The sequence below is a fragment of the Flavobacterium inviolabile genome, assembly GCF_013389455.1.
GTDB classification, from domain to species: Bacteria; Bacteroidota; Bacteroidia; order Flavobacteriales; family Flavobacteriaceae; genus Flavobacterium; species Flavobacterium inviolabile.
In genome coordinates this window covers 675,929-696,246 of record NZ_CP058278.1, presented here as the reverse complement: position 1 = coordinate 696,246, position 20,318 = coordinate 675,929, and the positions used below count along the sequence as shown (strand labels likewise).

The window sequence follows — 20,318 nt, the reverse complement described above, 5'->3', positions numbered from 1 at the left end:
TAACCGGGTATTGCCGTTAATAAAAAAACATTATTTTTGTATTATAAAAACCTGTTAAAATATGTTGTTATCCTCAGTAAAAAGAATTCTTTTTTGTTTAATTGTATTGTCTTTTCAAACGATTTCAGCATCAGATTTAAAAAATCAGTTAAAAGATTCTATCCAGAAGTACATTTATAATAACCCGGCACTTGCTAAAAAATACATCCACAGCTACCTTTCTTTAAGTGAAAAAAGAAAAGAAGAGGAGGAGGCGATTATTGCCTACAATTATCTGGGATATGTATGCATGACGCTATCAGAGACTGATAGCGCTTTTTATTTTTGTGATAAAGCAATTATAAAAGCCTATGGATTGAACAATCAGGGTCTGGTGTTGCGGGCAAAAATGAATAAGGCCAGTATGCTGTATCAGGCCTATAATTTTGAACAGTCTTTACTGCTTTATAATGAAGCATTGCAGTTAGCCAACAAATTAAAAGACAATTACAGCGTTCGAAGCATCAGTATCAGTATTGCGAATATTAAATATGAGATCGGGAAACACAGTGAGGCGCTGGCTGTTTTTAAAAAATATCATGCTGAGGAGTTGTCCAAACCGGAATTGGCTTTGCTGGAACTGAAAATCGCAAAGACTTATTTAAAAATGAATTTACCGGATTCGTCTTTAATTTATATCGATAAAGGGCTTAACTATTGTAAAAAGTTCAATGATAAAGAGCTGGAAGCCTATTTTTTAAATGTAAAAGGGCAGAGTTATATCAAGAAAAACGATTTTCCAAAAGCGGAATTGATTTTAAACGAAGCGTTAAACAAATCGGTAAAAATAAAAAGCAGCCGGATAGAAGCTTCTATTATGCTGAGTTTAGCCGGTTTGCTGACAGAACGAAAAGAGTTCAACAAATCGAATGTGATTTTAAAGCAGGGACTTTTAAAACAAAAGAAATCTGATTTTTCTCCTGAAGAGCTGGCAGATTATTACAAGCTGCTGGCGGAAAACTATAAGGCAGTGGACAGTATCAGTCAGTCCAATTTCTATTATCAGAAGTTTATTGATGAGAATACTAAAAAATCGGCTAAAAAAATCGGTACGCTGGAAGATCTGCACAAACTGGATATTGAAAAAATTGACAAGGAAAAAACCGATGAGGTAAAACAAAAGAATATTTTAATCATTGCCGTGGTGCTGTTAATCGCTTCTTTGGGCTTTTTCTACTATAGAAACAGGAGAAATGAAAGAATGAACCAGGAGAAATTTGATATTCTGATCGGGAAGATCAATGATTTTGAAGCCAAAAAGATATTAGAAGCCCAGGAAGAAAAAGTAACAACCAAGGAAGAGATCCTGGAAAGCCAGCTTATTCCGAATATAACCGTCAGTAAAGAAGAGGATATACTGGAACCGGAAGAAGAAGTGACAGCCGGATCGGTGGAATCGTTTGAAGAGGCACTGCAGGAAGAAGAAGATAGTGAATCGCATGATATTGTTCCTTCGGATGCTACCTTTATTATTAAAGACGAAAGAGTTAACGATATCCTTGAAAAGCTGGAGAAGCTGCAGGAAAAGAAGTATTTCCTGCGTCAGGACTGTACGTTACACAATGTAGCCAAGAAATTGAAGACCAATACGGCTTATCTTTCCAAGATTGTAAACAATGAATTGGGAAAAAGTTTCAGTACCTATATTAATGAACTGAGAATTAACTACGTTATTTTAGAGCTAAAGAACAATTCTAAGCTGCGTGCATACTCTGTAAATTCCATTGCAGACGAGATCGGATATAAAAGTTCGGACTCTTTTACGAAATATTTTAAGGCTGCAACAGGCATTACACCTTCGGTTTACATCAAAAAAATAGAAGAAATGAAGCATAAATCAGAAGCTGCATAAAAATAAAATATATTTTATAAAATACTGTAAATCAGTATTTTAAAACCTTTAAAGATGCCTGTTTTTTTATAAAAATAGGCATTCTTTGTTTGTGGGAGAAAAAAAATAGAATTTACTTTGTCCTGTTGATGAATGAGAAATGAGAGAATTTATTCTTAACGTTTTAAAAACATTAACAGATGGGTTTTTAGGTAGCGAAAGTATCTCTGATATGAGTAGCTACTAAAAAAACACAAAAAAATAAAACAGAGCGTGGAAGGCCCTGTTTTATAGAATGAATTACAAAACGAAATCCAACAAATTTAGGTTGGAGTATCTTTACAAAGATAATCTTTTATTTATCAAAGTCAAGCTTTGCATAAAAGATCCCTCCTTAAAAAGTACTACTCACTTCCTTTCGTTGGTAAATTTTACACCCTTAATTAAAAGGATAATCAGAACCGCTTGTTAGCATTTTAAACAGGCGATTTAATGAAATGATTTTATTCCGGCATTGTTGTACCCTCTGTTGTCAGATGTACCCGTCAGATCGACGTTATGCGAATAAAAGGATTGTTGTGTGCTGTTCATACGGTATAGAAGCATTTTTATTGCCTTTGGTGAGCAACAACATGAAAAAGTAAATAATAAAAAGCCATGAAAACGAAAAAAATTATTAATCCGTCACGATTTAAAAGAAACACGATTGTCGAGTTGAACGATGAGACAGAAAAAGAATCCGGATTTTACGCTTCTGTTAAGCGTTTTGTAAAAGCAATTGCCCGAATTTTTGTATCAAAGCAAAAAAAGCAGCAATAAGTTAAAGCAATCTGATTCCCGTGTGATTAGTTATTCAAAAGTATTTTGAACAAAGTATCTATTAACTAAATACAAACACAAATCATGAAAAAGCAAGAAACAAACAAGTTGTTTTTCTCTAAAAATTCATTAGTGGAATTGAACAGAGAGGAGTTAAAAGGAATTAAAGGCGGTACCGGTGTACTGGTTGGAAACACATTAAGCTGCACACTCTGCGTTAATTCCAGCAAAGGGCATTATATGGATGAAATGTACAGCATGGCAATGCCTGAGTAAGTAAAAAAAGCAGGATTACAACGCGTAATTCTTTAAAAACAAATGTTAACTATTTTATAATCACTAAATTTTTTAAATCATGAAAAAAGCAAACAAAGGAATGCTTCATTTTAAGAAGAATTCAATTATGGAATTAGATTTAGCTTCAATGAGAAGTGTAGTAGGAGGCGGAACCACAGTTATTGACGCTGGTGAGCAAACAACCATTATTTGTGGTGATTGTATCCCGTTACCGGGACCAATAAGAAATATTACGAAGTTACAACAGCTGTAAGGTTTCTATAGAAGGAAAAATCATTGCCATAATATTTATGAATACATGATTTTTCCTTTACAAAACCCTTTTCCGGTGAGCCTTTTCACGAAAATGCTTATTGGGGAGCGAATACCTTAAAAACAAAACTGTATTAATTCAAATCAATATCATTATGAAAACAACAACCAACAACAAGTTAGCTTTTGCTAAAAAAGCGGTAGCAGAATTAAACGACCGTCAATTAGAGAATATCCACGGAGGATCTATGGGAGCCATCATCGATTATATCGGGGATAAAATTAAAGATATGATCAAACCTCAGGTTTAAAAAATAACGGGTATGAAAACAACTAAAAACAGCGATAAACTGGCATTTGCCAAGAACGCAGTAGTGGAATTAAATGACCGTCAACTGGATAGTATTAACGGAGGATCCTGGAATAGCATTGTCAACTATATTGGCGATAAGCTAAAAGAAATGATGCAGCCACAGGTTTAAAAATCGAACAGTATGAAGACACAAAGTACAGGCAGCGGACTGGAGTTCACCAAGAGTGATGCCATCGAATTAAACAATCTGGAAACTTTACATGAAAATGGAAGAAATACAATTGTAGTTGAAACCTGTACGGGATGTGTCTGTATATCGGTCACCCGGATAGTACTCTTTGAAGGACTATAACAAACAGTTTCCAGTTTTCGTTTTGAGACAACGAAAGTATTCCCTCATATTTTAACGGACAAATAGGTGTAAGTAGCATGGTAATGCTGTACTGCAGGGGGATTACTATGGATTTTAATTAACAACAAAAAAAACAAAAATATTATGAAAACACAGCAAACAAACAAGTTAGTATTCCAATCAAATTCAGTAGTAGAATTAGATGTAGTGTCCATGGGACAGGTTATAGGCGGAGCCACCACATTTATCTGTGGAGACTGTGTGGTAATCACAAGCCGTATTGAGAATGTCATCGACTAAAAAGTAGGGTCATGAAAAGACAAACAGCGAATAAACTGGATTTCCACAAAAACACATTAGTGGAACTAAATGAAGGAACCATGTCGGCAATTGCCGGCGGAACATCGCTACTGTCTGTCATTGTGGTAACCGGGACATCCCTGATCGCGACGATTGGCCTCGACATGATTGAGCATACAGCGGAATAATAACAAACAAAACTTTTACATCATGAAAACACAAGAAACAAACAAACTGGCCTTTAAAAGAAATGCTATTGTAGAATTGGATATGACTGCAATGAGAAAGATTGCAGGAGGTGCCGATACCAATGACGGACCAACAACATTTATCTGTGGGGACTGTGTGGTGGTTACCCGTCAGCTTGGACACCTGAACCAGTTTTAGGAATAGCCGTATGCCAGAATAATGTAACAATGTGGCGGTAAGTGCAAACAGCCGAATAAATAGTGGCTGCAAGAGCAATGTTTGTAACCGGAACTGTTGTTTTGGAAATAAGAGGATAGATCCAAATAGGACGTTCGCCTTACCTCGCTGTTACACATTTACAATTTGAAAGGCAAGTAGCATAATGTGCTATACTGCAATGGGATTACTATGATTATTAATCAACTAAAAACGTATATCATGAAAAAACAGACAACAAATAAGCTGGAGTTCACCAAAAGTGCTTTAGTGGAATTAAACGATGGAAAAATGGCTGCTATTGCAGGAGGAACGTCAACAATATTCATTGGGACAACCTCGCTGATCAATTTAACCGTAGGACATCCGGATCAGGATATTACACTGTTATAAGACAACCGCATGAAAAAGCAAACGGTTAGCAAACCGGAGTTTACCAGGTAGTCACTGGTTGAGTTAAACGAGCAGAAAATGACAGCAATTGTCGGAGGAACCATAACGCCCAGTGGGACTTTTGTAATCACACTGACATTACAAACCATAACGGAAAGAGTAGATTCATAAAATAAAAAGCAGACAGATGAAAACACAAAGAACAACGAAACTGGAGTTTACCAAGCAATCATTGGTTGAGTTAAACGAACAGAAAATGGCTTCCATTATTGGAGGGACGGTAACAATAGTTGGGGGAACTTCCCTGGTTATGATGACAATGCTGACCATGGTCAACAAAGTAGAATAGTGTCAAATTTTTAAACAAATCGTATGAAAACATCAGAAACAAATAAACTGTCTTTCAAGAGACATGCAGTAGTAGAGCTAAGCAGAAATACGCTTGCATCCATTAATGGCGGGGGTAATTCAATACTGGACGGAATGCCGATATCGACCTGTTTATGTCCTATAATCACAAAAATCACGAAACAACTTCAATAATGAAAAAAGCAAACAAAGAAACGCTTCTTTTTAAAAAGAGCGTGATTACAGAACTGGACCTGATCTTTATGAATGAGATTGTAGGTGGCGGAGATACTAATAACGGACAGACAACACTGATCTGCGGAGATTGTGTATTGGTTCCCGGACCGATAAGAAACTTAACAAAGTTCCAGGCGAATTAAACAAAAAATAAAGCAACAACTATTAAACACCAAACACATGAAAACATCAAACAGTAATAAACTGGCTTTTGCTAAAAGCTCAGTAGCAGAATTGAATCAAATGGAAATGATGGGAATCAATGGAGGCTCCACAATACTTGGTGGTGAAACCTGTTCCGGATGCGTATGTATCCCTGTAAAAACAATTATCCAGAATCAATTTTTAGCGGCATAGTTCCGGCAGAACAAGCAATACTTTTCGTAGCCTTCCACCTGGTGAAGGAGTAAAACAACATTCGACATCACGTAAAACAGTATGTAATGAAAACAGCGTTTTTCACTTGCACCGGGATAGGTATGGCTTTTTTTAACCAATTAAAAATTTAAAAACATGAAAACACAGCAAATCAACAAATTGGCATTCACAAAGAATGCACTGGTAGCACTTAACAATGCACAATTGTCTGAAATTAATGGTGGTACAGCAACGGTATTTTTCCCGTCATCAATTATTGTAATCACGCTTTTGGACAAAGAACTGGCGAGTAATTAAAAAAATAAAGGAATAACTATTAAACACCAAACACATGAAAACATCAAACAGTAATAAACTGGCTTTTGCTAAAAGTTCAGTAGCAGAATTGAATCAAATGGAAATGATGGGAATCAATGGAGGATCCACAATACTTGGTGGTGAAACCTGCTCAGGATGCGTATGTATCTCTGTAAAAACGATTGTCCAGGATCAATTTTTAGCGGCATAGTTCCGGCAGAACAAGCAATACTTTTCGTAGCCTTCCGCCTGGTGAAGGAATAAAACAGCATTCGGCATCACGTAAAACAGTATGTAATGAAAACAGCGTTTTTCACTTGCACCGGGATAGGTATGGCTTTTTTTAACCAATAAAAAATTAAAAATATGAAAACAGTAAACACATTGAATCGGTTGGCATTCATTAAAAACTCATTAACAGAGCTGAATGTTGTTCAATTGAACGAAATCAACGGAGGAACTTCGACATTCTTACCATTATCAATTTTTACAAAGCTAATCATAGAAGCAAGTTCTTAAATCCAGGACACATGAAAACAGCAAACACCGGCAGCAAATTAGCCTTTGCTAAAAATGCCATAGTAGAATTAAACGACGATCAGTTGCAGGATGTAAACGGAGGCTCAATAATATCCGTATCCGTTACCGTAGCGGTAACCACAGCAATGATCGCATATTTAACAGCATAATTTAACCTTAAAACTAAAAAACATGAAAACAGTAAACACCAACAACAAGTTAGCTTTCGCTAAAAACTCCTTAGTAGAATTAAACGACGATCAGTTACAGGATGTCAACGGAGGATCCGTAGTTGCCCTATCAATAGCCGTTTCCGTAGCCGTGGTAACCTATTTAGCTTCTTAATTAATAACCTTAAAACTAAAAAACATGAAAACAGTAAACACCAACAGCAAGTTAGCTTTCGCTAAAAACTCCTTAGTAGAATTAAACGACGATCAGTTACAGGATGTCAACGGAGGATCGGTAGTTGCCCTATCAATAGCCGTTTCCGTAGCCGTAGTAACCTATTTAGCTTCTTAATTAATAATCTTAAAACTAAAAAACATGAAAACAGTAAACACCAACAGCAAGTTAGCATTCGCTAAAAATTCCTTAGTAGAATTAAATGACGATCAGTTACAGGATGTCAACGGAGGATCCGTAGTTGCCCTATCAATAGCCGTTTCCGTAGCCGTAGTAACCTATTTAGCTTCTTAAATCATAATCTTAAAACTAAAAAACACATGAAAACAGTAAACACCAACAACAAGTTAGCATTCGCTAAAAACTCTTTAGTAGAATTAAACGACAACCAGTTAAACGACGTAAACGGAGGAGGAACTCCGGTGATCATTGTATCGATCATTATTACAGTATTAATTCCAAGTGAGGCACATTAATTAATCTTAAAACGAAACACAGATGAAAACAGTAAACACCAACAGCAGGTTAGCTTTCGCTAAAAACTCCTTAGTAGAATTAAACGACGATCAGTTACAGGATGTCAACGGAGGATCCGTAGTTGCCCTATCAATAGCCGTTTCCGTAGCCGTAGTAACCTATTTAGCTTCTTAATTAATTAACCATAAAACTAAAAAACATGAAAACACAAAATGTAAACAAATTAGCCTTTGCTAAAAACTCCTTAGTGGAACTAAATGACAACCAGTTAAACGACGTAAACGGAGGAGGAACTCCGGTAATCATTGTATCGATCATTATTGTTACAGTATTAATTCCAAGTGACGCACATTAATCTTAAAACTAAAACAGATGAAAACAGTAAACACCAACAGCAGGTTAGCTTTCGCTAAACATTCATTAGTAGAACTAAACGACAACCAGTTAAACGACGTAAACGGAGGAAGTACACCTTTTTGTACCGGAGTGATCGTAGGCTTGACAATCGCTATGCTAATCGACCAAATCTAATCAAACCAACCAATTAAAACGAAAATTATGAAAACACAAAACGCAAACAAGTTAGCCTTTGCTAAAAACTCCTTAGTGGAACTAAATGACAACCAGTTAAACGACGTAAACGGAGGAGGAACTCCGGTAATCATTGTATCGATCATTATTGTTACAGTATTAATTCCAAGTGACGCACATTAATCTTAAAACTAAAACAGATGAAAACAGTAAACGCAAACAGCAAATTAGCTTTCGCTAAACATTCTTTAGTAGAACTAAACGACAACCAGTTAAACGACGTAAACGGAGGAAGCACACCTTTTTGTACCGGAGTAATCGTAGGCTTAACGATCGCTATGCTAATTGACCAAATCTAATCAAACAACCTTTAAAACTAAAAAACATGAAAACACCAAACGTAAACAAGTTAGCCTTTGCTAAAAACTCCTTAGTAGAATTAAACGATAATCAGTTAAACGATGTAAACGGAGGAAGTACACCTTTCTGTACCGGAGTAATCGTAGGCTTAACGATCGCCATGCTAATCGACCAAATCTAATCAAACTAACCAATAAAAACGAAAATTATGAAAACAGTAAACACCAACAGCAAATTAGCTTTCGCTAAAAACTCCTTAGTAGAATTAAACGATAATCAGTTAAACGACGTAAACGGAGGAAGTACGCCTTTTTGTACCGGAGTGATCGTAGGCTTGACAATCGCGATGCTAATCGACCAAATCTAATCAAACAACCTTTAAAACTAAAAAACATGAAAACACCAAACGTAAACAAGTTAGCCTTTGCTAAAAACTCCTTAGTGGAATTAAACGACAATCAGTTAAACGACGTAAACGGAGGAAGCACACCTTTTTGTACCGGAGTAATCGTAGGCTTAACAATCGCTATGCTAATCGACAAAATCTAATCAAACAACCTTTAAAACTAAAAAACACATGAAAACAGTAAATACCAACAGCAAATTAGCTTTCGCTAAAAACTCATTAGTAGAATTAAACGACAACCAGTTAAACGATGTAAACGGAGGAAGCACGCCTTTTTGTACCGGAGTAATCGTAGGCTTAACGATTGCTATGCTAATCGACCAAATCTAATCTAACAACCTTTAAAACTAAAAAACACATGAAAACAGTAAACGCAAACAGCAAGTTAGCTTTCGCTAAACATTCTTTAGTAGAATTAAACGACAACCAGTTAAACGATGTAAACGGAGGAAGCACGCCTTTTTGTACCGGAGTAATTGTAGGCTTAACGATCGCTATGCTAATCGACCAGATCTAATCAAACCAACCAATAAAAACAAAAATTATGAAAACAGTAAACGCAAACAGCAAACTAGCTTTCGCTAAAAACTCATTAGTAGAACTAAATGACAATCAGTTAAACGATGTAAACGGAGGAAGTACGCCTTTTTGTACCGGAGTAATCGTAGGCTTGACAATCGCTATGCTAATCGACCAAATCTAATCAAACTAACCAATTAAAACGAAAATTATGAAAACAGTAAATACCAACAGCAAATTAGCTTTCGCTAAACATTCATTAGTAGAACTAAACGACAACCAGTTAAACGACGTAAACGGAGGAAGCACACCTTTTTGTACCGGAGTAATCGTAGGCTTAACGATCGCTATGCTAATCGACCAAATCTAATCAAACAACTTTTAAAACTAAAAAACACATGAAAACAGTAAACACCAACAGCAAATTAGCTTTCGCTAAACATTCCTTAGTAGAACTAAACGACAACCAGTTAAACGATGTAAACGGAGGAAGCACGCCTTTTTGTACCGGAGTAATCGTAGGCTTGACAATCGCGATGCTAATCGACCAAATCTAATCAAACAACCTTTAAAACTAAAAAACACATGAAAACAGTAAATACCAACAGCAAATTAGCCTTCGCTAAACATTCATTAGTAGAATTAAACGACAATCAGTTAAACGATGTAAACGGAGGAAGCACACCTTTTTGTACCGGAGTGATCGTAGGCTTAACAATCGCTATGCTAATTGACAAAATCTAATCAAACCAACCAATAAAAAAAAATTATGAAAACAGTAAACGCAAACAGCAAATTAGCTTTCGCTAAACATTCTTTAGTAGAATTAAACGACAACCAGTTAAACGATGTAAACGGAGGAAGCACGCCTTTTTGTACCGGAGTAATCGTAGGCTTAACGATCGCTATGCTAATCGACCAAATCTAATCGACCAACCTTTAAAACTAAAAAACACATGAAAACAGTAAACGCAAACAGCAAGTTAGCTTTCGCTAAACATTCTTTAGTAGAATTAAACGACAATCAGTTAAACGATGTAAACGGAGGAAGCACGCCTTTTTGTACCGGAGTAATCGTAGGCTTGACAATCGCTATGCTAATCGACAAAATCTAATCAAACCAACCAATTAAAACAAAAATTATGAAAACAGTAAACGCAAACAGCAAATTAGCTTTCGCTAAACATTCTTTAGTAGAATTAAACGACAATCAGTTAAACGACGTAAACGGAGGAAGTACACCTTTCTGTACCGGAGTGATCGTAGGCTTAACAATCGCTATGCTAATTGACAAAATCTAATTAACAGCCATAAATCATTATAACCATGAAAAAAATAAACACAAACGGAACGTTATCCTTTGCTAAGAGTTCGTTAGTCGAACTAAATGATGGACAGTTATATGAAGTAAATGGTGGAACTACGGCGGTATGTTTAAGCATTACCCTAATAGTAGTATATAATATGGTTTAAGGTTATACACAGCCTGTAATAACAAAAAAGACTATCTAATTATTAGATAGTCTTTTTTGTTATTACGATATCCGGATACCAAATGATTCAGGACAAAATGCTTTATAACAATGGTAGCATCTGGCCGGGAGCAATACCAGGTATGACACAGCATGGGGCTATGCTGCTTTTCCTGTACGGACAAACAAGGCCGGGGGAAAGCATAAAGCTATAGTGTATAACAATAATCGGCGTAACCGTTTGGCAATAAAGAAAACAGGGAGGGTATATTGGCCGGTTAAGGCATAAAAAAACTCCATTAGCATTAACTAATGGAGCTGTGGATATTTTAGAGTGGTTTTTTTAAGTATACATAAAAGCGACTTTCCCAAATTTATCGCCCTCTACATTGTATGTTTTGTCTAAAAAATCCTGGATGGATTCTTCTTTGGTAAATGTCTGGTCAATAACTAAAGTATTGTCTGTAAAACCATTTACGCCGTTTTTAAGGTCTTCTCCGCTTCCCAGGCAGTTTCCGATAAGCTGTACGTTTCGGGTCATTAAATCGGCAATTAACAACGTAAGATTGATCTTTTCAACGGCTTTTATTTTTTCGGAAGACTGGTTGTATACGCCGCAGGTCAGGTAACGGGCATTTACATTCAGATGTGACGTAAGCGGCACTAAATAAGTATCGGAAAAAGCATCCAGTACAACATCAAAATACAGATTATCCGACAGCTGGTTTTCTTTAAAATTAAAGATCTCTTTTACAAAAGGAAAATGGTTTTTAACAGCGTCCGTATTTTTTCCGGAATAGGACAGGCCGTAAACATTACATTTCTTTTCTCTTAAAAGGCTTAAAAAGAAAAAAGAAGTATTGGAAGTAATGGAAGTAACCAAAACATTCTCGCCCTCTTTTATATTCGCTTTTCGAATCATGGACATTGCGGTTTGTACACCAATGCTCATGCTTCCGGCCTGTTCTGCAGGAATACCGTCCGGGATTTTCATCAGCTTTCCGGAATGATAGATCTCAAATTCCCTGCTGGAATGATTGGAAGGAATACCCGGCATCGAATTGTTTTCCAGGAAAGGATAAAAGTTGTTCCCGATAACTTTATCGCCCTTGGATAATGTGGTCACGTTTTTGCCGACTTTTTCCACGATACCGCAGAAATCGGAACCAATAGGATAATAGGTTTCCCGATCGGCTTCTTTTATTTTTCGCCACGCATTTTCAATAATACCCAAATCACGGTAATTCAGCGAGAAACTAATCTTTCTGACAAATACATAATTGGCAAAATTATCGGCGTTTTCATCAAATTCCGGCATGCTGGCGGTAACAAAGCCAAGAGGGATCTGATGACTGTCAATAGAAAACAGATGCCTTTTCCGGGCATCTGTTTTTTCATATAAAGAAGGACTTAATACTGCTAAAGCTCTCATAGTTATACGGTTTCAACTTGTTGGTTATCTTTATTTTTTGAGGATGAGGTATGCAATTGTTTGCTGTAATAGCGGTATAGGTAATCGTAAACCACCATTTCGTGTACACGTTGTTTGGCGATAAACACGCGGTTACAGATCATGTGTAAATAACTCAGGGCAACGGCACCAAAGGAAGTTGGCAGCTTCTGCTGTTGTGCAAGCGCCTGTAAATGTTGTGCGACAGCCTGATTTTTCTCCGAACGGTCTTTTAAAATATCCCAGATAGGCGCAAACATCTCATCGGTTAGCGACTCATCCATAAAAAGCTCAATGTCCCGTTCGTTTTTGGCAAACATTTCATTGATCTGCTTATTCAGCTCTCCGGATCCGGAACGGTTAAACTCGTTACCAAAACTGGTCTTGGCCACTTTTAACATTTCCACCCTGTCTTTTAAGCTGAAGCCCAAATCTTCCAGCAGGAAGTGCATCGATAGCAAACAGAATTTCCAACGGATTTTTTCGCCGGAATCGCCTTCGATCATATCGGAAAAACGCATGGAGCATTCACTGTCGAAATGGAAAAGACTTTCCGTTTCCTGAATGGCAAGCTGTCCGTAGCGTTGTAATTCTCTCAGATAAGTATCGGTTTGTGTTTTCCAGATGATGTTACTGTCTTCAAACGGTTTGATATGTGTTTTAATGATGTTGATACATTCTGTAAAATGCTGCTTGTCATGTAATAAAACCCTGAAACGCAGGTGATGTCCTAAAGCATCGTGATAGCGGATGAAAAACCATTTCTGAATCAGGTTCTTCTCTTCCAGTTCGGCAACAATAGGGTTTATTGCTCTGTTTAACAATTCTTCACCGGCTCTTTCACCGCAATAAAATTTGTAATACAACCATTCTTCACCAATGGAGAAAGAAGGGATTACAGCGTCAGAAAGCGAATCTTTAGTACCATCGCTCAAGGCTTTTTCTTTATATGAGGCCACAACTTCGGTATGCTTGTTGTTGTTGGTTTTCTTTTCTTCAGCATTTCGGTAGGCCGAAACAATAAACTCATTACAGTAGTTTTGAGTAACGGTATCTTCTTTAAACAAGAACTCTTTTAACTGGATGAATTTTTCACCTTTCAGCATTAAATAAAATACTTTACAGCTCAAATCGTTGGTGAAGTTCACAACAACCTCGTTATCGCCCTGAACAAAAGAAATGATATCCGGGATATTTCTTTCTGCCTGGAAAGCTTTAACCGTTGCAATCGCATTTTCCTCTTTTGCACCGGTAATGGCTTTAATGTCTTTTTCAGAGATATTCCAGGTTGCTCTCGACAATACCGTATCGTTATATGTTAATCTCGGCAGGAACTCGAAATCGTTTTGCAATTCGCCCCATGAAAAGCCCATTCCGGAAGTTTCCTGGTTTTGAAGATCACATAAAAAATGGTAAATCGGTAAAGCATTTGCACTGTAATTGTGCGCATTTCCTAATCTCGGAATGATTTCTTTCCCCAATCTTTTAGAGCGAAGAATGATTCTGTTGTTTTTTACCGAAATATATAAATCATCCACTAAAATCTGATGGCCCATATCCAGGGAAGAACCGCCTAAATAAGGAATTTCATAATCTCTCTGGAAGCCTCTGTACAGGATGTTTCCGGTTCTGGCCTGTGGTAAATGGATGATTTCCGCGATGATTTTATCCGCATGCAAGGCTTTTTCTCTTTCGGAAATTTCATTGCAAAGATCCATGATCTGGTTGTTCAAATGACCGAATCGCCCGATAAGGCCGTTTGCAGACGGACCGGACACATAGGATAAGGCAATTTTTTCTTCTGCATTTTCATGGAAAATATTGAAAAATACAGAGAAGCTGTCCGAGTATAGTTTTTCTTTTTCGTCAAACTGATTGATTTCCTCATCCGTTAGCGCGATACTGGTGGCATTGGTTTGTGTTGCCTGGATCAGCTTTTTAAATAAAAAGGCTCTTTCCGGACTTAAAACCACCTGGCGCTGGTTCGAATAATTCGGAACGATATTCAATTCATCCACTAAAGGTGTTTTGGCCCCGGATTGTTTCCCGTATCCGATTCCTACATCCGGATCCAGAACTTTAATTAACGGCTGCTCATATTCTTCATAACGCTCCGAGAATTTGCGTTTAAATTCTTTCAGGTTGCTTTTTTCACTTAATGGCTGTAGTTTGTTTAAGGCAGTAACACTGCTTCTTAGCTTTTTAAGGGTTTTGTTGCTCAAAGTTGCATTGGGCAGGTTTCGGTAACTGTCCACCTGGAAAAGCTTGGTTTCATCCACTTCGTCCAGCTCCTGATTTAGCAGGGTATAAATTTCCTGATATTTGGAAGGATCGTTAAAAACATCCGCATCCAGGCTACTGATCTTTTCTTTCAGGTTCAGGATAAGCTCTTTGATAACCTGGGCTTCGTGGAACGCAAAACGGTCTTCGTTGAATTTAGCGATCAGTTTTTCAAAATAATCCTGACCGGTTAACGTGAATTCCAATTCGCTTACTAAAAACTGGCTGTCAATAATTGTATTGATAAAGTCTTTGGCATCCTTTTCGTTGATCTCGTCAGAAATCAGGTGCTGTGCCATTTCGGCAATAGTGGCACCATTTTTAGCTTTTTCCAGTAAAAGCTCTAAATATTCATTGGCCACAACTTCCGATATTTTATGAAGACGGGCATTCTTTTTGAAATAGTATTCCACAAAACGGTATTTGTCAAAAACCGTATAGATGGAGTTATTCGGGAAGTATTTTAAAACTTCTCTGATGGCATTTTCTTTCGTGATAATCGGCATAAAACTACCCAGGAAATACATATCGTATTTTGTATAACGGCTGATGGAGGCTTCGTCAAAATTAATGACTGTTTCCGGTCCCATGTCAATAGCCGATACGCTGGCGAATAAACCGAAAGGCGTACATCTGTTTGACATTCTGGACGTATATTTATACAGCGATCCTTTTAAGCTTTTAAGCTCATCCTCCGTTTGGAATGCTTCTCCTTTTTCCCATAATTCCAGTGCCTTGTAGATATTCGGTGAACCGATAAACAAAGCTTCGCGATTCTTTTTATCTTTAAAGATCTCCTGGATTTCTTCCCATGTTATATCATCTTTTTTAGGCTCTAACGGCGTTCTAACGATTGCTTTATTGGCAAATGAGTAATTTTTCATAATATAATAGTTTTCGGGTTTTTAGTTTTGATTGTTTTGCCACATCTTGTAGTAGTAGCCTTTCTGATTTAATAATTCTTCATGAGTACCATTTTCGATAAGTTCACCTTTTTTAAACGCCATGATAATATCGGCATTTTTTATGGAATGTAACTTATGTGCAATGACAATAATTGTTTTTCCTTCACGGGAAAGATCATCAATTAATTTTTTGATTACCAGCTCGGACTCAGAGTCTAAAGCCGAAGTAGCCTCGTCTAAAATGATTACTTCCGGATCTTTGTATAAGGCTCTGGCAAACGCAATTCGCTGGCGTTCCCCACCGGATAAATTCGCTCCGAATTCGCCTAAATAGGTGTCAAAACCATTCGGTAAAGACTCAATAAAATCGTAAGCACCAACTTTTTTACTCACATCAATGATGCGTTCCATATCCGGATTTTGCTCTCCAATGGCAATGTTGGAAATAATAGAACCGTCAAACAACTCTACATTTTGCGGAACAGTAGTGATCAGCTTGTTTATACTGTCTTTGGTGATATATTTTAAGTCATAATTACCAACAGATATCTTACCGTCTGTAGGATAATAAATACTCTGGATCAACGAGGCAATGGTACTTTTACCGCTTCCGCTTTCTCCTACAATCGCCGTGAACTTCCCTTTCGGAATCTTAAGGTTCAATTCTTTGAAGGTGTTTCTTCCAATTTCGTAAGAGAAATCAACATTCTTAAATTCGATATCACCAAAATTGTTTTTGTTCAGGTTTACATTTGCATCGGTTTTCTCCGTATCCAGATCCATGATGCCAAACAAACGGTCGGCGGCAATCATTGCATTCTGAATGGCAACGTTGGTTCCGATCAGCTGGGAAGCCGGACCGGTAAAATAACCGATTACCGAATAGAAGGAGAACAATTCCCCCGGAGTGATCTGCCCGTCAATAGCATAATGTGTACCGGCCCAAAGCAGGATTACCGTAAATATTCGGGAAACGAATTCGGTAGAAACCCTGGAGAAAATGTTGTTGATCCCGGAAGCATAGATACTTTTCAATAAATCAATGAAGCGTAATTCGGTTTTGTTTTTCGAGAAATCTTCAAGAGATAAACGTTTAACGGTTCCGATGTTTTTAATGGATTCTACCAACTGCGATTCAAGCATCGCATTTTTTTCCATTACCTGGCGTTCCACTTTTTTATTCAGGTTGTTGACAATAAAATAGATAATGATATATACCGGAATAATTAAAGAAACAATCAACGCCAGCTTCCAGTAATAGGTATACATGAAAATGAACGAAAAGATCACGATCAGGATATTTACCGAAATACTTAAAGCCGTTTCATTGATCAATAATCGGATTTTTACCGCATCGCCGATTCTGGACATAATTTCCCCGATTCGCATCGTATCAAAGAACTTTTGCGGCATGGTAAACAAATGCTTGTAATACCCCAGGATTAACCGGGAATCGATTTGCTGACTTGTTTTGAGCAGGAAGAAATCTTTTAAGGCACCAAAGGCAAACTGTAAAACCAGACAGCCCAATACAATAACACTCATCAGGTTTAACAGGCTCTTGTTACCGCTAACCAATACAAAGTCGGTGATCTTTTCAACATAAATCGACATGGAGAAACCGAGCAGCGTATAGATCACGGCACCTATAAAGGCCTGGATCAGGATGTATTTGTGCGGTTTTAACAGGAACATGATTCTTTTCATGTTCGAAATCTTCTCATTTCTTTCTTTGAAGATATCTTCATCCGGAATCAAGATCAGAAAATACTCTGTTGAGATTTGTTTGAACTCTTCGTATGATTTTTTCTCAATTTTCCCGGAAGCAGGATCCATCACCTGGATGTATTTATCCGTTACTTTATAGATAACCACATAGTGCGGGAATTCATGCTCTTCATGCTTTACAATCACGTGCGCAATGGCAGGAAGCGGAATATCTTTAATGCTCTCAAAGGAAGCTTTTACGCCTTTTGCCAGAAACCCTAATTTAATGGCCGCTTCACGCAATCCCAGAAGAGTAGTTCCTTTTTGACTGGTACTGGCATATTGTCTTATTCTGGAGATTGGTAAACTCAGATTGTAATGTTCGGCAATTGAAGCCAGGCAAGTGGCACCGCAATCACTGAAGTCATGTTGTTTTATTGCTATTTTACTCATTTTTTGATACTGTTATAAGGGTTTAACCAATCTTCTATTTCGTCAAATAATAACTGGAACATACTTCTCTTTGTTAAGAAAAAGCGACTTGTTAGTGTCATTCCTTTTTTCAATCTGCCTTCCGAACCGTTTCTCAGGTAAAGGCTTTTCTTTGCGATCGAGCTTCTGATTTTGTAAACCGGAGTGTCGCCAATGAAAACAACATCTTTTCCGACATCAATGATCTTTCCGGTTGCAAAACCCCATTGGTTCGAGTTATAGGCATCAATCTGGTATTTTACATGTTCTCCCTCTTTTATAAATCCGATATCGGAAGGCGATACATACGTTTCCACAACAATATCCTTATCGGGAGAAATTTCAGCAATAACAGTTCCCGGAGAAACAATACTTCCTTTGTTGATTCCCTGTACATTTAACAGCTCACCGCTGATGGGAGCAATCAAAACATAGGTTTTCTCTTCTTCACGAAGCTGGTTGGAATTGGAGTTAATATTGTTAACCGACTGGTTGTAATCCGTTAGCTGTTTTTGCCAGCCCAATTCGGCCTGCTTGATGATGTTGACTCTGTCGTTTTTTAGTTTATTCAGTTCCAAAAGCGTTTTTTCATATTCTGCTTTGGCGATGATTTGCTTGTTGTAAAGACGGTCGGCACGGTCAAATTCGGCCTGAGAGGTTTTGATCACCACGTCAATATTAAAAAGCTCCTGCTCGTGTTTTAAATACTCCTTTTTATATTGCTCTGTTTTTAGCGAACCGTAATTTCTTTTCAGCAGGTTTTTTAAATCGGTAATATAATCCTGGTACTCGTTTGTCTGAACATTATTCAAACGGCCTTTCTCCTGGATGATCTTATGATCGATGATAAGAAGGGTGTCACCGGCATTTATTTTTCGGTTTTCTTCAAGGCTGGAAAAAAGAACTTTTCCATTTGCCGGAGCATAAAGAGATGCTTTTTTCTCCTGCGGGATAATCTGGCCTCTGCTGGTTGTATACAAATCAACATAAATAAAAGGCAGCGCAATGATCAATCCGAACAGGGAAATGAAAATAGCCCAAAAAATAACATTCGTTTTTTTACTGTGTTTTGCAATGTGATATTCTACAGTACTCTTTAGAATATCTTCTGGAAAAATGTTTTGGTCGTTCATGGCGATATTAAGTTTTAAGAGTTTGACTTAACTGACCTTTTCGCTTAAAAAATTCAGTATACATAATCGTGTGGGTTTTGATTCAAAACAACGAAGAATGTATAACGTGTACAACTTAAGTAACCCGAATTTTATAAAAAATGAGTGGTTTTTAAGGGTTTAATATATTGTAAATGAAGCGTTTGTGTTTTAAATGCTTTTGAAAAAGGCGGGAGCAGGCATTGCACAGAAAATAGCCTGAAATGACGTGAAAAATGAAAATTCTGCCATAGAGGAAGCGGCTAAAAAAGAAAGATTTTAGCGCAGAAAAGTGGTCTTTTGAAAAATTAAATGGGAAGTTTGTTCAATTGTTCTTCGATTTTTTCGAAGACTTTTTTGATGGGTTTGGATTCTTTAAAGCGGTAACCGATAAAAAAATCAAAGCCAATACGGGTATTAATGAACTCGGTATTTAAGTCATTTATATAATTGAAATTTCTGTAATTGGCTTTAATGCCGGAAAAGAAATTACTGTTGTTAAAGCCAAGGGCAAGATTGGCATCGATATTAAAATTAAGTCCCCGCGACTTTTGTTCCAGTTCCTGGTTGTTTTGGTTGTTTAAATAAAAATTGTTGGAATAGTTATATCCCAAACCGGGATGAAATCCTGCTGTTGCAAACCATTTTTTATCCAAAACCACATTGTACATATAACCGGCCTGAATGATAAGATCATAAGAGTAGATTTTATCAATAAACAGTTTGGTCGTATTTTCGGCATTGGTTTCTAACGTATTGTAGGCATAGTATAAACTCGGAATAAAAGTTCCCACGCTTTTCATCTGCCGTTCCGTTTGGGATTCATAAGCGCGGTACGAAAAGTTACGGTTGACAATAAAGAACGTCTTGCCGCCATAGGTGTTGACCTTCATTCGGGGGTAAGCCTCGATCAGCTCGTCATTATCAGGGGAAACGAGGTAGTAACCCTGTACATTCTTATAAATGATTTCCTGCCGCAACCGGTCGGAATAGAAAAACTTAAAGCCCAGGTCCAGGATCAGCGTATTGCCTTTAATGGAATTGTCATTATTGCCGGGGAAAAAACTGGGCGAAAACGACACGGTAATCCCTAAAAACTTATAATCAAATGAAAAACGGAGTTTGAAAATCTCGTTCGGAATAAATTTATTCTCCGATTTTTCTTTTACTTTACGAATATAGATATTGCTGATATCGGAGTCGATATTCAGCCTGCAAATCATTTTATTAGAGTAATCAACGCGATAAGTTGTATCATATTTTTGCTTAACTTCCTGATAGATAGAATCGTTTTGGGAAAAAGCAAAAGTTGATAGCAGTATTAAAATTCCGATGAAAAAAAACTTTTTCGGACTCATCGGTCGGGGACTGAGTTTTTTATAGTGAAAAATGGCATTAATTACT

44 protein-coding genes are annotated in these 20,318 nt (G+C 37.2%); 39 read left to right on the top strand and 5 right to left on the bottom strand.

Annotated elements, in window-relative coordinates; all coding sequences use genetic code 11:
- Positions 1–61 precede the first annotated feature (61 nt).
- The 39 genes from HW120_RS03220 (at position 62) to HW120_RS17830 (ending at position 10,951) form a co-directional block, all read left to right on the top strand.
- Positions 62–1,891: a helix-turn-helix domain-containing protein gene (locus HW120_RS03220; protein WP_177730759.1), complete on the top strand. Its 1,830-nt coding sequence runs from the start codon at positions 62–64 to the stop codon at positions 1,889–1,891.
- Positions 1,892–2,527: 636 nt separating this feature from the next.
- A complete protein-coding gene (locus HW120_RS03215; protein WP_177730757.1) occupies positions 2,528–2,689 on the top strand; it encodes a hypothetical protein in 162 nt (53 codons plus the stop codon).
- 84 nt (positions 2,690–2,773) lie between these two features.
- On the top strand, positions 2,774–2,965 hold the full coding sequence (locus HW120_RS03210; protein WP_177730755.1) for a class I lanthipeptide: 192 nt from the start codon (positions 2,774–2,776) through the stop codon (positions 2,963–2,965).
- 79 nt (positions 2,966–3,044) lie between these two features.
- Entirely contained in the window at positions 3,045–3,239 is a 195-nt protein-coding gene (locus HW120_RS03205) for a hypothetical protein (RefSeq protein WP_177730753.1), read from the top strand.
- 154 nt (positions 3,240–3,393) lie between these two features.
- Positions 3,394–3,549: a class I lanthipeptide gene (locus HW120_RS03200; protein ID WP_177730750.1), complete on the top strand. Its 156-nt coding sequence runs from the start codon at positions 3,394–3,396 to the stop codon at positions 3,547–3,549.
- 12 nt (positions 3,550–3,561) lie between these two features.
- Positions 3,562–3,720 (top strand): class I lanthipeptide, encoded by a 159-nt coding sequence (locus tag HW120_RS03195; RefSeq protein ID WP_177730748.1) that lies wholly within the window; start codon positions 3,562–3,564, stop codon positions 3,718–3,720.
- 12 nt (positions 3,721–3,732) lie between these two features.
- Positions 3,733–3,903, top strand: coding sequence for a hypothetical protein (locus HW120_RS03190; RefSeq protein ID WP_177730746.1), 171 nt, complete (start codon positions 3,733–3,735; stop codon positions 3,901–3,903).
- A 311-nt stretch (positions 3,904–4,214) separates the two neighbouring features.
- Positions 4,215–4,391: a class I lanthipeptide gene (locus tag HW120_RS03185; RefSeq protein ID WP_177730744.1), complete on the top strand. Its 177-nt coding sequence runs from the start codon at positions 4,215–4,217 to the stop codon at positions 4,389–4,391.
- A gap of 22 nt (positions 4,392–4,413) precedes the next feature.
- Positions 4,414–4,590: a class I lanthipeptide gene (locus HW120_RS03180; protein ID WP_177730742.1), complete on the top strand. Its 177-nt coding sequence runs from the start codon at positions 4,414–4,416 to the stop codon at positions 4,588–4,590.
- 240 nt (positions 4,591–4,830) lie between these two features.
- Positions 4,831–5,001: a class I lanthipeptide gene (locus tag HW120_RS03175; RefSeq protein WP_177730740.1), complete on the top strand. Its 171-nt coding sequence runs from the start codon at positions 4,831–4,833 to the stop codon at positions 4,999–5,001.
- A gap of 187 nt (positions 5,002–5,188) precedes the next feature.
- Positions 5,189–5,350 (top strand): hypothetical protein, encoded by a 162-nt coding sequence (locus HW120_RS03170; RefSeq protein ID WP_177730738.1) that lies wholly within the window; start codon positions 5,189–5,191, stop codon positions 5,348–5,350.
- 193 nt (positions 5,351–5,543) lie between these two features.
- A complete protein-coding gene (locus HW120_RS03165) occupies positions 5,544–5,729 on the top strand; it encodes a hypothetical protein (RefSeq protein WP_177730736.1) in 186 nt (61 codons plus the stop codon).
- Between the two features lie 37 nt (positions 5,730–5,766).
- Positions 5,767–5,943 carry a class I lanthipeptide gene (locus tag HW120_RS03160; RefSeq protein WP_177730734.1) on the top strand — a complete coding sequence of 59 codons (177 nt, stop codon included), beginning with the start codon at positions 5,767–5,769 and terminating at the stop codon, positions 5,941–5,943.
- Positions 5,944–6,099: 156 nt separating this feature from the next.
- Complete coding sequence (locus HW120_RS03155; RefSeq protein ID WP_177730732.1) at positions 6,100–6,261, top strand: class I lanthipeptide; 162 nt, start codon at positions 6,100–6,102, stop codon at positions 6,259–6,261.
- Positions 6,262–6,295: 34 nt separating this feature from the next.
- Complete coding sequence (locus HW120_RS03150; RefSeq protein ID WP_177730730.1) at positions 6,296–6,472, top strand: class I lanthipeptide; 177 nt, start codon at positions 6,296–6,298, stop codon at positions 6,470–6,472.
- Positions 6,473–6,627: 155 nt separating this feature from the next.
- Positions 6,628–6,780, top strand: a complete 153-nt coding sequence (locus tag HW120_RS03145) for a class I lanthipeptide (protein ID WP_177730728.1) — start codon at positions 6,628–6,630, stop codon at positions 6,778–6,780.
- Between the two features lie 11 nt (positions 6,781–6,791).
- Complete coding sequence (locus tag HW120_RS03140) at positions 6,792–6,950, top strand: class I lanthipeptide (RefSeq protein WP_177730727.1); 159 nt, start codon at positions 6,792–6,794, stop codon at positions 6,948–6,950.
- 22 nt (positions 6,951–6,972) lie between these two features.
- Positions 6,973–7,125: a class I lanthipeptide gene (locus HW120_RS03135; protein WP_177730724.1), complete on the top strand. Its 153-nt coding sequence runs from the start codon at positions 6,973–6,975 to the stop codon at positions 7,123–7,125.
- A gap of 24 nt (positions 7,126–7,149) precedes the next feature.
- A complete protein-coding gene (locus HW120_RS03130; RefSeq protein ID WP_177730722.1) occupies positions 7,150–7,302 on the top strand; it encodes a class I lanthipeptide in 153 nt (50 codons plus the stop codon).
- A gap of 24 nt (positions 7,303–7,326) precedes the next feature.
- Complete coding sequence (locus tag HW120_RS03125) at positions 7,327–7,479, top strand: class I lanthipeptide (protein ID WP_177730722.1); 153 nt, start codon at positions 7,327–7,329, stop codon at positions 7,477–7,479.
- 26 nt (positions 7,480–7,505) lie between these two features.
- A complete protein-coding gene (locus tag HW120_RS03120; RefSeq protein WP_177730720.1) occupies positions 7,506–7,661 on the top strand; it encodes a class IIb bacteriocin, lactobin A/cerein 7B family in 156 nt (51 codons plus the stop codon).
- Positions 7,662–7,683: 22 nt separating this feature from the next.
- Positions 7,684–7,836: a class I lanthipeptide gene (locus HW120_RS03115; RefSeq protein WP_177730718.1), complete on the top strand. Its 153-nt coding sequence runs from the start codon at positions 7,684–7,686 to the stop codon at positions 7,834–7,836.
- A 25-nt stretch (positions 7,837–7,861) separates the two neighbouring features.
- Positions 7,862–8,017 carry a class IIb bacteriocin, lactobin A/cerein 7B family gene (locus tag HW120_RS03110; protein ID WP_177730716.1) on the top strand — a complete coding sequence of 52 codons (156 nt, stop codon included), beginning with the start codon at positions 7,862–7,864 and terminating at the stop codon, positions 8,015–8,017.
- A 17-nt stretch (positions 8,018–8,034) separates the two neighbouring features.
- A complete protein-coding gene (locus HW120_RS03105; protein ID WP_177730714.1) occupies positions 8,035–8,193 on the top strand; it encodes a class I lanthipeptide in 159 nt (52 codons plus the stop codon).
- A 27-nt stretch (positions 8,194–8,220) separates the two neighbouring features.
- The gene (locus HW120_RS03100; protein ID WP_177730712.1) at positions 8,221–8,376 is read left to right on the top strand and encodes a class IIb bacteriocin, lactobin A/cerein 7B family; all 156 of its coding nucleotides are present in this window, start codon (positions 8,221–8,223) and stop codon (positions 8,374–8,376) included.
- A gap of 17 nt (positions 8,377–8,393) precedes the next feature.
- Positions 8,394–8,552: a class I lanthipeptide gene (locus HW120_RS03095; RefSeq protein ID WP_177730697.1), complete on the top strand. Its 159-nt coding sequence runs from the start codon at positions 8,394–8,396 to the stop codon at positions 8,550–8,552.
- A gap of 26 nt (positions 8,553–8,578) precedes the next feature.
- Positions 8,579–8,734, top strand: a complete 156-nt coding sequence (locus HW120_RS03090; RefSeq protein ID WP_177730710.1) for a class I lanthipeptide — start codon at positions 8,579–8,581, stop codon at positions 8,732–8,734.
- 27 nt (positions 8,735–8,761) lie between these two features.
- Complete coding sequence (locus HW120_RS03085) at positions 8,762–8,920, top strand: class I lanthipeptide (protein WP_177730706.1); 159 nt, start codon at positions 8,762–8,764, stop codon at positions 8,918–8,920.
- A gap of 26 nt (positions 8,921–8,946) precedes the next feature.
- Positions 8,947–9,102 (top strand): class I lanthipeptide, encoded by a 156-nt coding sequence (locus HW120_RS03080; RefSeq protein ID WP_177730708.1) that lies wholly within the window; start codon positions 8,947–8,949, stop codon positions 9,100–9,102.
- Between the two features lie 28 nt (positions 9,103–9,130).
- Positions 9,131–9,289 (top strand): class I lanthipeptide, encoded by a 159-nt coding sequence (locus tag HW120_RS03075; RefSeq protein WP_177730706.1) that lies wholly within the window; start codon positions 9,131–9,133, stop codon positions 9,287–9,289.
- A gap of 28 nt (positions 9,290–9,317) precedes the next feature.
- Positions 9,318–9,476 carry a class I lanthipeptide gene (locus HW120_RS03070; protein ID WP_177730697.1) on the top strand — a complete coding sequence of 53 codons (159 nt, stop codon included), beginning with the start codon at positions 9,318–9,320 and terminating at the stop codon, positions 9,474–9,476.
- Positions 9,477–9,503: 27 nt separating this feature from the next.
- A complete protein-coding gene (locus HW120_RS03065) occupies positions 9,504–9,662 on the top strand; it encodes a class I lanthipeptide (protein ID WP_177730704.1) in 159 nt (52 codons plus the stop codon).
- 27 nt (positions 9,663–9,689) lie between these two features.
- Entirely contained in the window at positions 9,690–9,848 is a 159-nt protein-coding gene (locus tag HW120_RS03060) for a class I lanthipeptide (protein ID WP_177730702.1), read from the top strand.
- Between the two features lie 28 nt (positions 9,849–9,876).
- On the top strand, positions 9,877–10,035 hold the full coding sequence (locus HW120_RS03055; RefSeq protein ID WP_177730702.1) for a class I lanthipeptide: 159 nt from the start codon (positions 9,877–9,879) through the stop codon (positions 10,033–10,035).
- 28 nt (positions 10,036–10,063) lie between these two features.
- Complete coding sequence (locus HW120_RS03050; RefSeq protein WP_177730700.1) at positions 10,064–10,222, top strand: class I lanthipeptide; 159 nt, start codon at positions 10,064–10,066, stop codon at positions 10,220–10,222.
- A 25-nt stretch (positions 10,223–10,247) separates the two neighbouring features.
- Positions 10,248–10,406 carry a class I lanthipeptide gene (locus HW120_RS03045; RefSeq protein ID WP_177730697.1) on the top strand — a complete coding sequence of 53 codons (159 nt, stop codon included), beginning with the start codon at positions 10,248–10,250 and terminating at the stop codon, positions 10,404–10,406.
- 28 nt (positions 10,407–10,434) lie between these two features.
- Positions 10,435–10,593: a class I lanthipeptide gene (locus HW120_RS03040; protein ID WP_177730695.1), complete on the top strand. Its 159-nt coding sequence runs from the start codon at positions 10,435–10,437 to the stop codon at positions 10,591–10,593.
- Positions 10,594–10,620: 27 nt separating this feature from the next.
- Positions 10,621–10,779 (top strand): class I lanthipeptide, encoded by a 159-nt coding sequence (locus HW120_RS03035; RefSeq protein ID WP_177730695.1) that lies wholly within the window; start codon positions 10,621–10,623, stop codon positions 10,777–10,779.
- A 25-nt stretch (positions 10,780–10,804) separates the two neighbouring features.
- The gene (locus tag HW120_RS17830) at positions 10,805–10,951 is read left to right on the top strand and encodes a class I lanthipeptide (protein WP_218618738.1); all 147 of its coding nucleotides are present in this window, start codon (positions 10,805–10,807) and stop codon (positions 10,949–10,951) included.
- Positions 10,952–11,293: 342 nt separating this feature from the next.
- Here the strand turns inward: HW120_RS17830 and HW120_RS03030 are convergent, their stop codons facing one another.
- From HW120_RS03030 to HW120_RS03010, 5 genes are all read right to left on the bottom strand, one after another.
- The gene (locus HW120_RS03030) at positions 11,294–12,382 is read right to left on the bottom strand and encodes a quinone oxidoreductase family protein (protein WP_177730693.1); all 1,089 of its coding nucleotides are present in this window, start codon (positions 12,380–12,382) and stop codon (positions 11,294–11,296) included.
- 2 nt (positions 12,383–12,384) lie between these two features.
- Positions 12,385–15,564 carry a lantibiotic dehydratase gene (locus tag HW120_RS03025; protein WP_177730691.1) on the bottom strand — a complete coding sequence of 1,060 codons (3,180 nt, stop codon included), beginning with the start codon at positions 15,562–15,564 and terminating at the stop codon, positions 12,385–12,387.
- 21 nt (positions 15,565–15,585) lie between these two features.
- Entirely contained in the window at positions 15,586–17,745 is a 2,160-nt protein-coding gene (locus tag HW120_RS03020; RefSeq protein ID WP_177730689.1) for a peptidase domain-containing ABC transporter, read from the bottom strand.
- Entirely contained in the window at positions 17,742–18,896 is a 1,155-nt protein-coding gene (locus tag HW120_RS03015; protein WP_177730687.1) for an HlyD family secretion protein, read from the bottom strand. Before HW120_RS03015 ends, HW120_RS03020 begins: the two co-directional genes overlap by 4 nt.
- 326 nt (positions 18,897–19,222) lie before the next feature.
- A complete protein-coding gene (locus HW120_RS03010; protein ID WP_177730685.1) occupies positions 19,223–20,272 on the bottom strand; it encodes a DUF4421 family protein in 1,050 nt (349 codons plus the stop codon).
- Between the last annotated feature and the right edge of the window lie 46 nt (positions 20,273–20,318).

Coding starts and splice junctions, on each gene's coding strand:
- HW120_RS03220 (WP_177730759.1), top strand. CDS start 62: ATGTTGTTATCCTCAGTAAAAAGAATTCTTTTTTGTTTAATTGTATTG.
- HW120_RS03215 (WP_177730757.1), top strand. CDS start 2,528: ATGAAAACGAAAAAAATTATTAATCCGTCACGATTTAAAAGAAACACG.
- HW120_RS03210 (WP_177730755.1), top strand. CDS start 2,774: ATGAAAAAGCAAGAAACAAACAAGTTGTTTTTCTCTAAAAATTCATTA.
- HW120_RS03205 (WP_177730753.1), top strand. CDS start 3,045: ATGAAAAAAGCAAACAAAGGAATGCTTCATTTTAAGAAGAATTCAATT.
- HW120_RS03200 (WP_177730750.1), top strand. CDS start 3,394: ATGAAAACAACAACCAACAACAAGTTAGCTTTTGCTAAAAAAGCGGTA.
- HW120_RS03195 (WP_177730748.1), top strand. CDS start 3,562: ATGAAAACAACTAAAAACAGCGATAAACTGGCATTTGCCAAGAACGCA.
- HW120_RS03190 (WP_177730746.1), top strand. CDS start 3,733: ATGAAGACACAAAGTACAGGCAGCGGACTGGAGTTCACCAAGAGTGAT.
- HW120_RS03185 (WP_177730744.1), top strand. CDS start 4,215: ATGAAAAGACAAACAGCGAATAAACTGGATTTCCACAAAAACACATTA.
- HW120_RS03180 (WP_177730742.1), top strand. CDS start 4,414: ATGAAAACACAAGAAACAAACAAACTGGCCTTTAAAAGAAATGCTATT.
- HW120_RS03175 (WP_177730740.1), top strand. CDS start 4,831: ATGAAAAAACAGACAACAAATAAGCTGGAGTTCACCAAAAGTGCTTTA.
- HW120_RS03170 (WP_177730738.1), top strand. CDS start 5,189: ATGAAAACACAAAGAACAACGAAACTGGAGTTTACCAAGCAATCATTG.
- HW120_RS03165 (WP_177730736.1), top strand. CDS start 5,544: ATGAAAAAAGCAAACAAAGAAACGCTTCTTTTTAAAAAGAGCGTGATT.
- HW120_RS03160 (WP_177730734.1), top strand. CDS start 5,767: ATGAAAACATCAAACAGTAATAAACTGGCTTTTGCTAAAAGCTCAGTA.
- HW120_RS03155 (WP_177730732.1), top strand. CDS start 6,100: ATGAAAACACAGCAAATCAACAAATTGGCATTCACAAAGAATGCACTG.
- HW120_RS03150 (WP_177730730.1), top strand. CDS start 6,296: ATGAAAACATCAAACAGTAATAAACTGGCTTTTGCTAAAAGTTCAGTA.
- HW120_RS03145 (WP_177730728.1), top strand. CDS start 6,628: ATGAAAACAGTAAACACATTGAATCGGTTGGCATTCATTAAAAACTCA.
- HW120_RS03140 (WP_177730727.1), top strand. CDS start 6,792: ATGAAAACAGCAAACACCGGCAGCAAATTAGCCTTTGCTAAAAATGCC.
- HW120_RS03135 (WP_177730724.1), top strand. CDS start 6,973: ATGAAAACAGTAAACACCAACAACAAGTTAGCTTTCGCTAAAAACTCC.
- HW120_RS03130 (WP_177730722.1), top strand. CDS start 7,150: ATGAAAACAGTAAACACCAACAGCAAGTTAGCTTTCGCTAAAAACTCC.
- HW120_RS03125 (WP_177730722.1), top strand. CDS start 7,327: ATGAAAACAGTAAACACCAACAGCAAGTTAGCATTCGCTAAAAATTCC.
- HW120_RS03120 (WP_177730720.1), top strand. CDS start 7,506: ATGAAAACAGTAAACACCAACAACAAGTTAGCATTCGCTAAAAACTCT.
- HW120_RS03115 (WP_177730718.1), top strand. CDS start 7,684: ATGAAAACAGTAAACACCAACAGCAGGTTAGCTTTCGCTAAAAACTCC.
- HW120_RS03110 (WP_177730716.1), top strand. CDS start 7,862: ATGAAAACACAAAATGTAAACAAATTAGCCTTTGCTAAAAACTCCTTA.
- HW120_RS03105 (WP_177730714.1), top strand. CDS start 8,035: ATGAAAACAGTAAACACCAACAGCAGGTTAGCTTTCGCTAAACATTCA.
- HW120_RS03100 (WP_177730712.1), top strand. CDS start 8,221: ATGAAAACACAAAACGCAAACAAGTTAGCCTTTGCTAAAAACTCCTTA.
- HW120_RS03095 (WP_177730697.1), top strand. CDS start 8,394: ATGAAAACAGTAAACGCAAACAGCAAATTAGCTTTCGCTAAACATTCT.
- HW120_RS03090 (WP_177730710.1), top strand. CDS start 8,579: ATGAAAACACCAAACGTAAACAAGTTAGCCTTTGCTAAAAACTCCTTA.
- HW120_RS03085 (WP_177730706.1), top strand. CDS start 8,762: ATGAAAACAGTAAACACCAACAGCAAATTAGCTTTCGCTAAAAACTCC.
- HW120_RS03080 (WP_177730708.1), top strand. CDS start 8,947: ATGAAAACACCAAACGTAAACAAGTTAGCCTTTGCTAAAAACTCCTTA.
- HW120_RS03075 (WP_177730706.1), top strand. CDS start 9,131: ATGAAAACAGTAAATACCAACAGCAAATTAGCTTTCGCTAAAAACTCA.
- HW120_RS03070 (WP_177730697.1), top strand. CDS start 9,318: ATGAAAACAGTAAACGCAAACAGCAAGTTAGCTTTCGCTAAACATTCT.
- HW120_RS03065 (WP_177730704.1), top strand. CDS start 9,504: ATGAAAACAGTAAACGCAAACAGCAAACTAGCTTTCGCTAAAAACTCA.
- HW120_RS03060 (WP_177730702.1), top strand. CDS start 9,690: ATGAAAACAGTAAATACCAACAGCAAATTAGCTTTCGCTAAACATTCA.
- HW120_RS03055 (WP_177730702.1), top strand. CDS start 9,877: ATGAAAACAGTAAACACCAACAGCAAATTAGCTTTCGCTAAACATTCC.
- HW120_RS03050 (WP_177730700.1), top strand. CDS start 10,064: ATGAAAACAGTAAATACCAACAGCAAATTAGCCTTCGCTAAACATTCA.
- HW120_RS03045 (WP_177730697.1), top strand. CDS start 10,248: ATGAAAACAGTAAACGCAAACAGCAAATTAGCTTTCGCTAAACATTCT.
- HW120_RS03040 (WP_177730695.1), top strand. CDS start 10,435: ATGAAAACAGTAAACGCAAACAGCAAGTTAGCTTTCGCTAAACATTCT.
- HW120_RS03035 (WP_177730695.1), top strand. CDS start 10,621: ATGAAAACAGTAAACGCAAACAGCAAATTAGCTTTCGCTAAACATTCT.
- HW120_RS17830 (WP_218618738.1), top strand. CDS start 10,805: ATGAAAAAAATAAACACAAACGGAACGTTATCCTTTGCTAAGAGTTCG.
- HW120_RS03030 (WP_177730693.1), bottom strand. CDS start 12,382: ATGAGAGCTTTAGCAGTATTAAGTCCTTCTTTATATGAAAAAACAGAT.
- HW120_RS03025 (WP_177730691.1), bottom strand. CDS start 15,564: ATGAAAAATTACTCATTTGCCAATAAAGCAATCGTTAGAACGCCGTTA.
- HW120_RS03020 (WP_177730689.1), bottom strand. CDS start 17,745: ATGAGTAAAATAGCAATAAAACAACATGACTTCAGTGATTGCGGTGCC.
- HW120_RS03015 (WP_177730687.1), bottom strand. CDS start 18,896: ATGAACGACCAAAACATTTTTCCAGAAGATATTCTAAAGAGTACTGTA.
- HW120_RS03010 (WP_177730685.1), bottom strand. CDS start 20,272: ATGAGTCCGAAAAAGTTTTTTTTCATCGGAATTTTAATACTGCTATCA.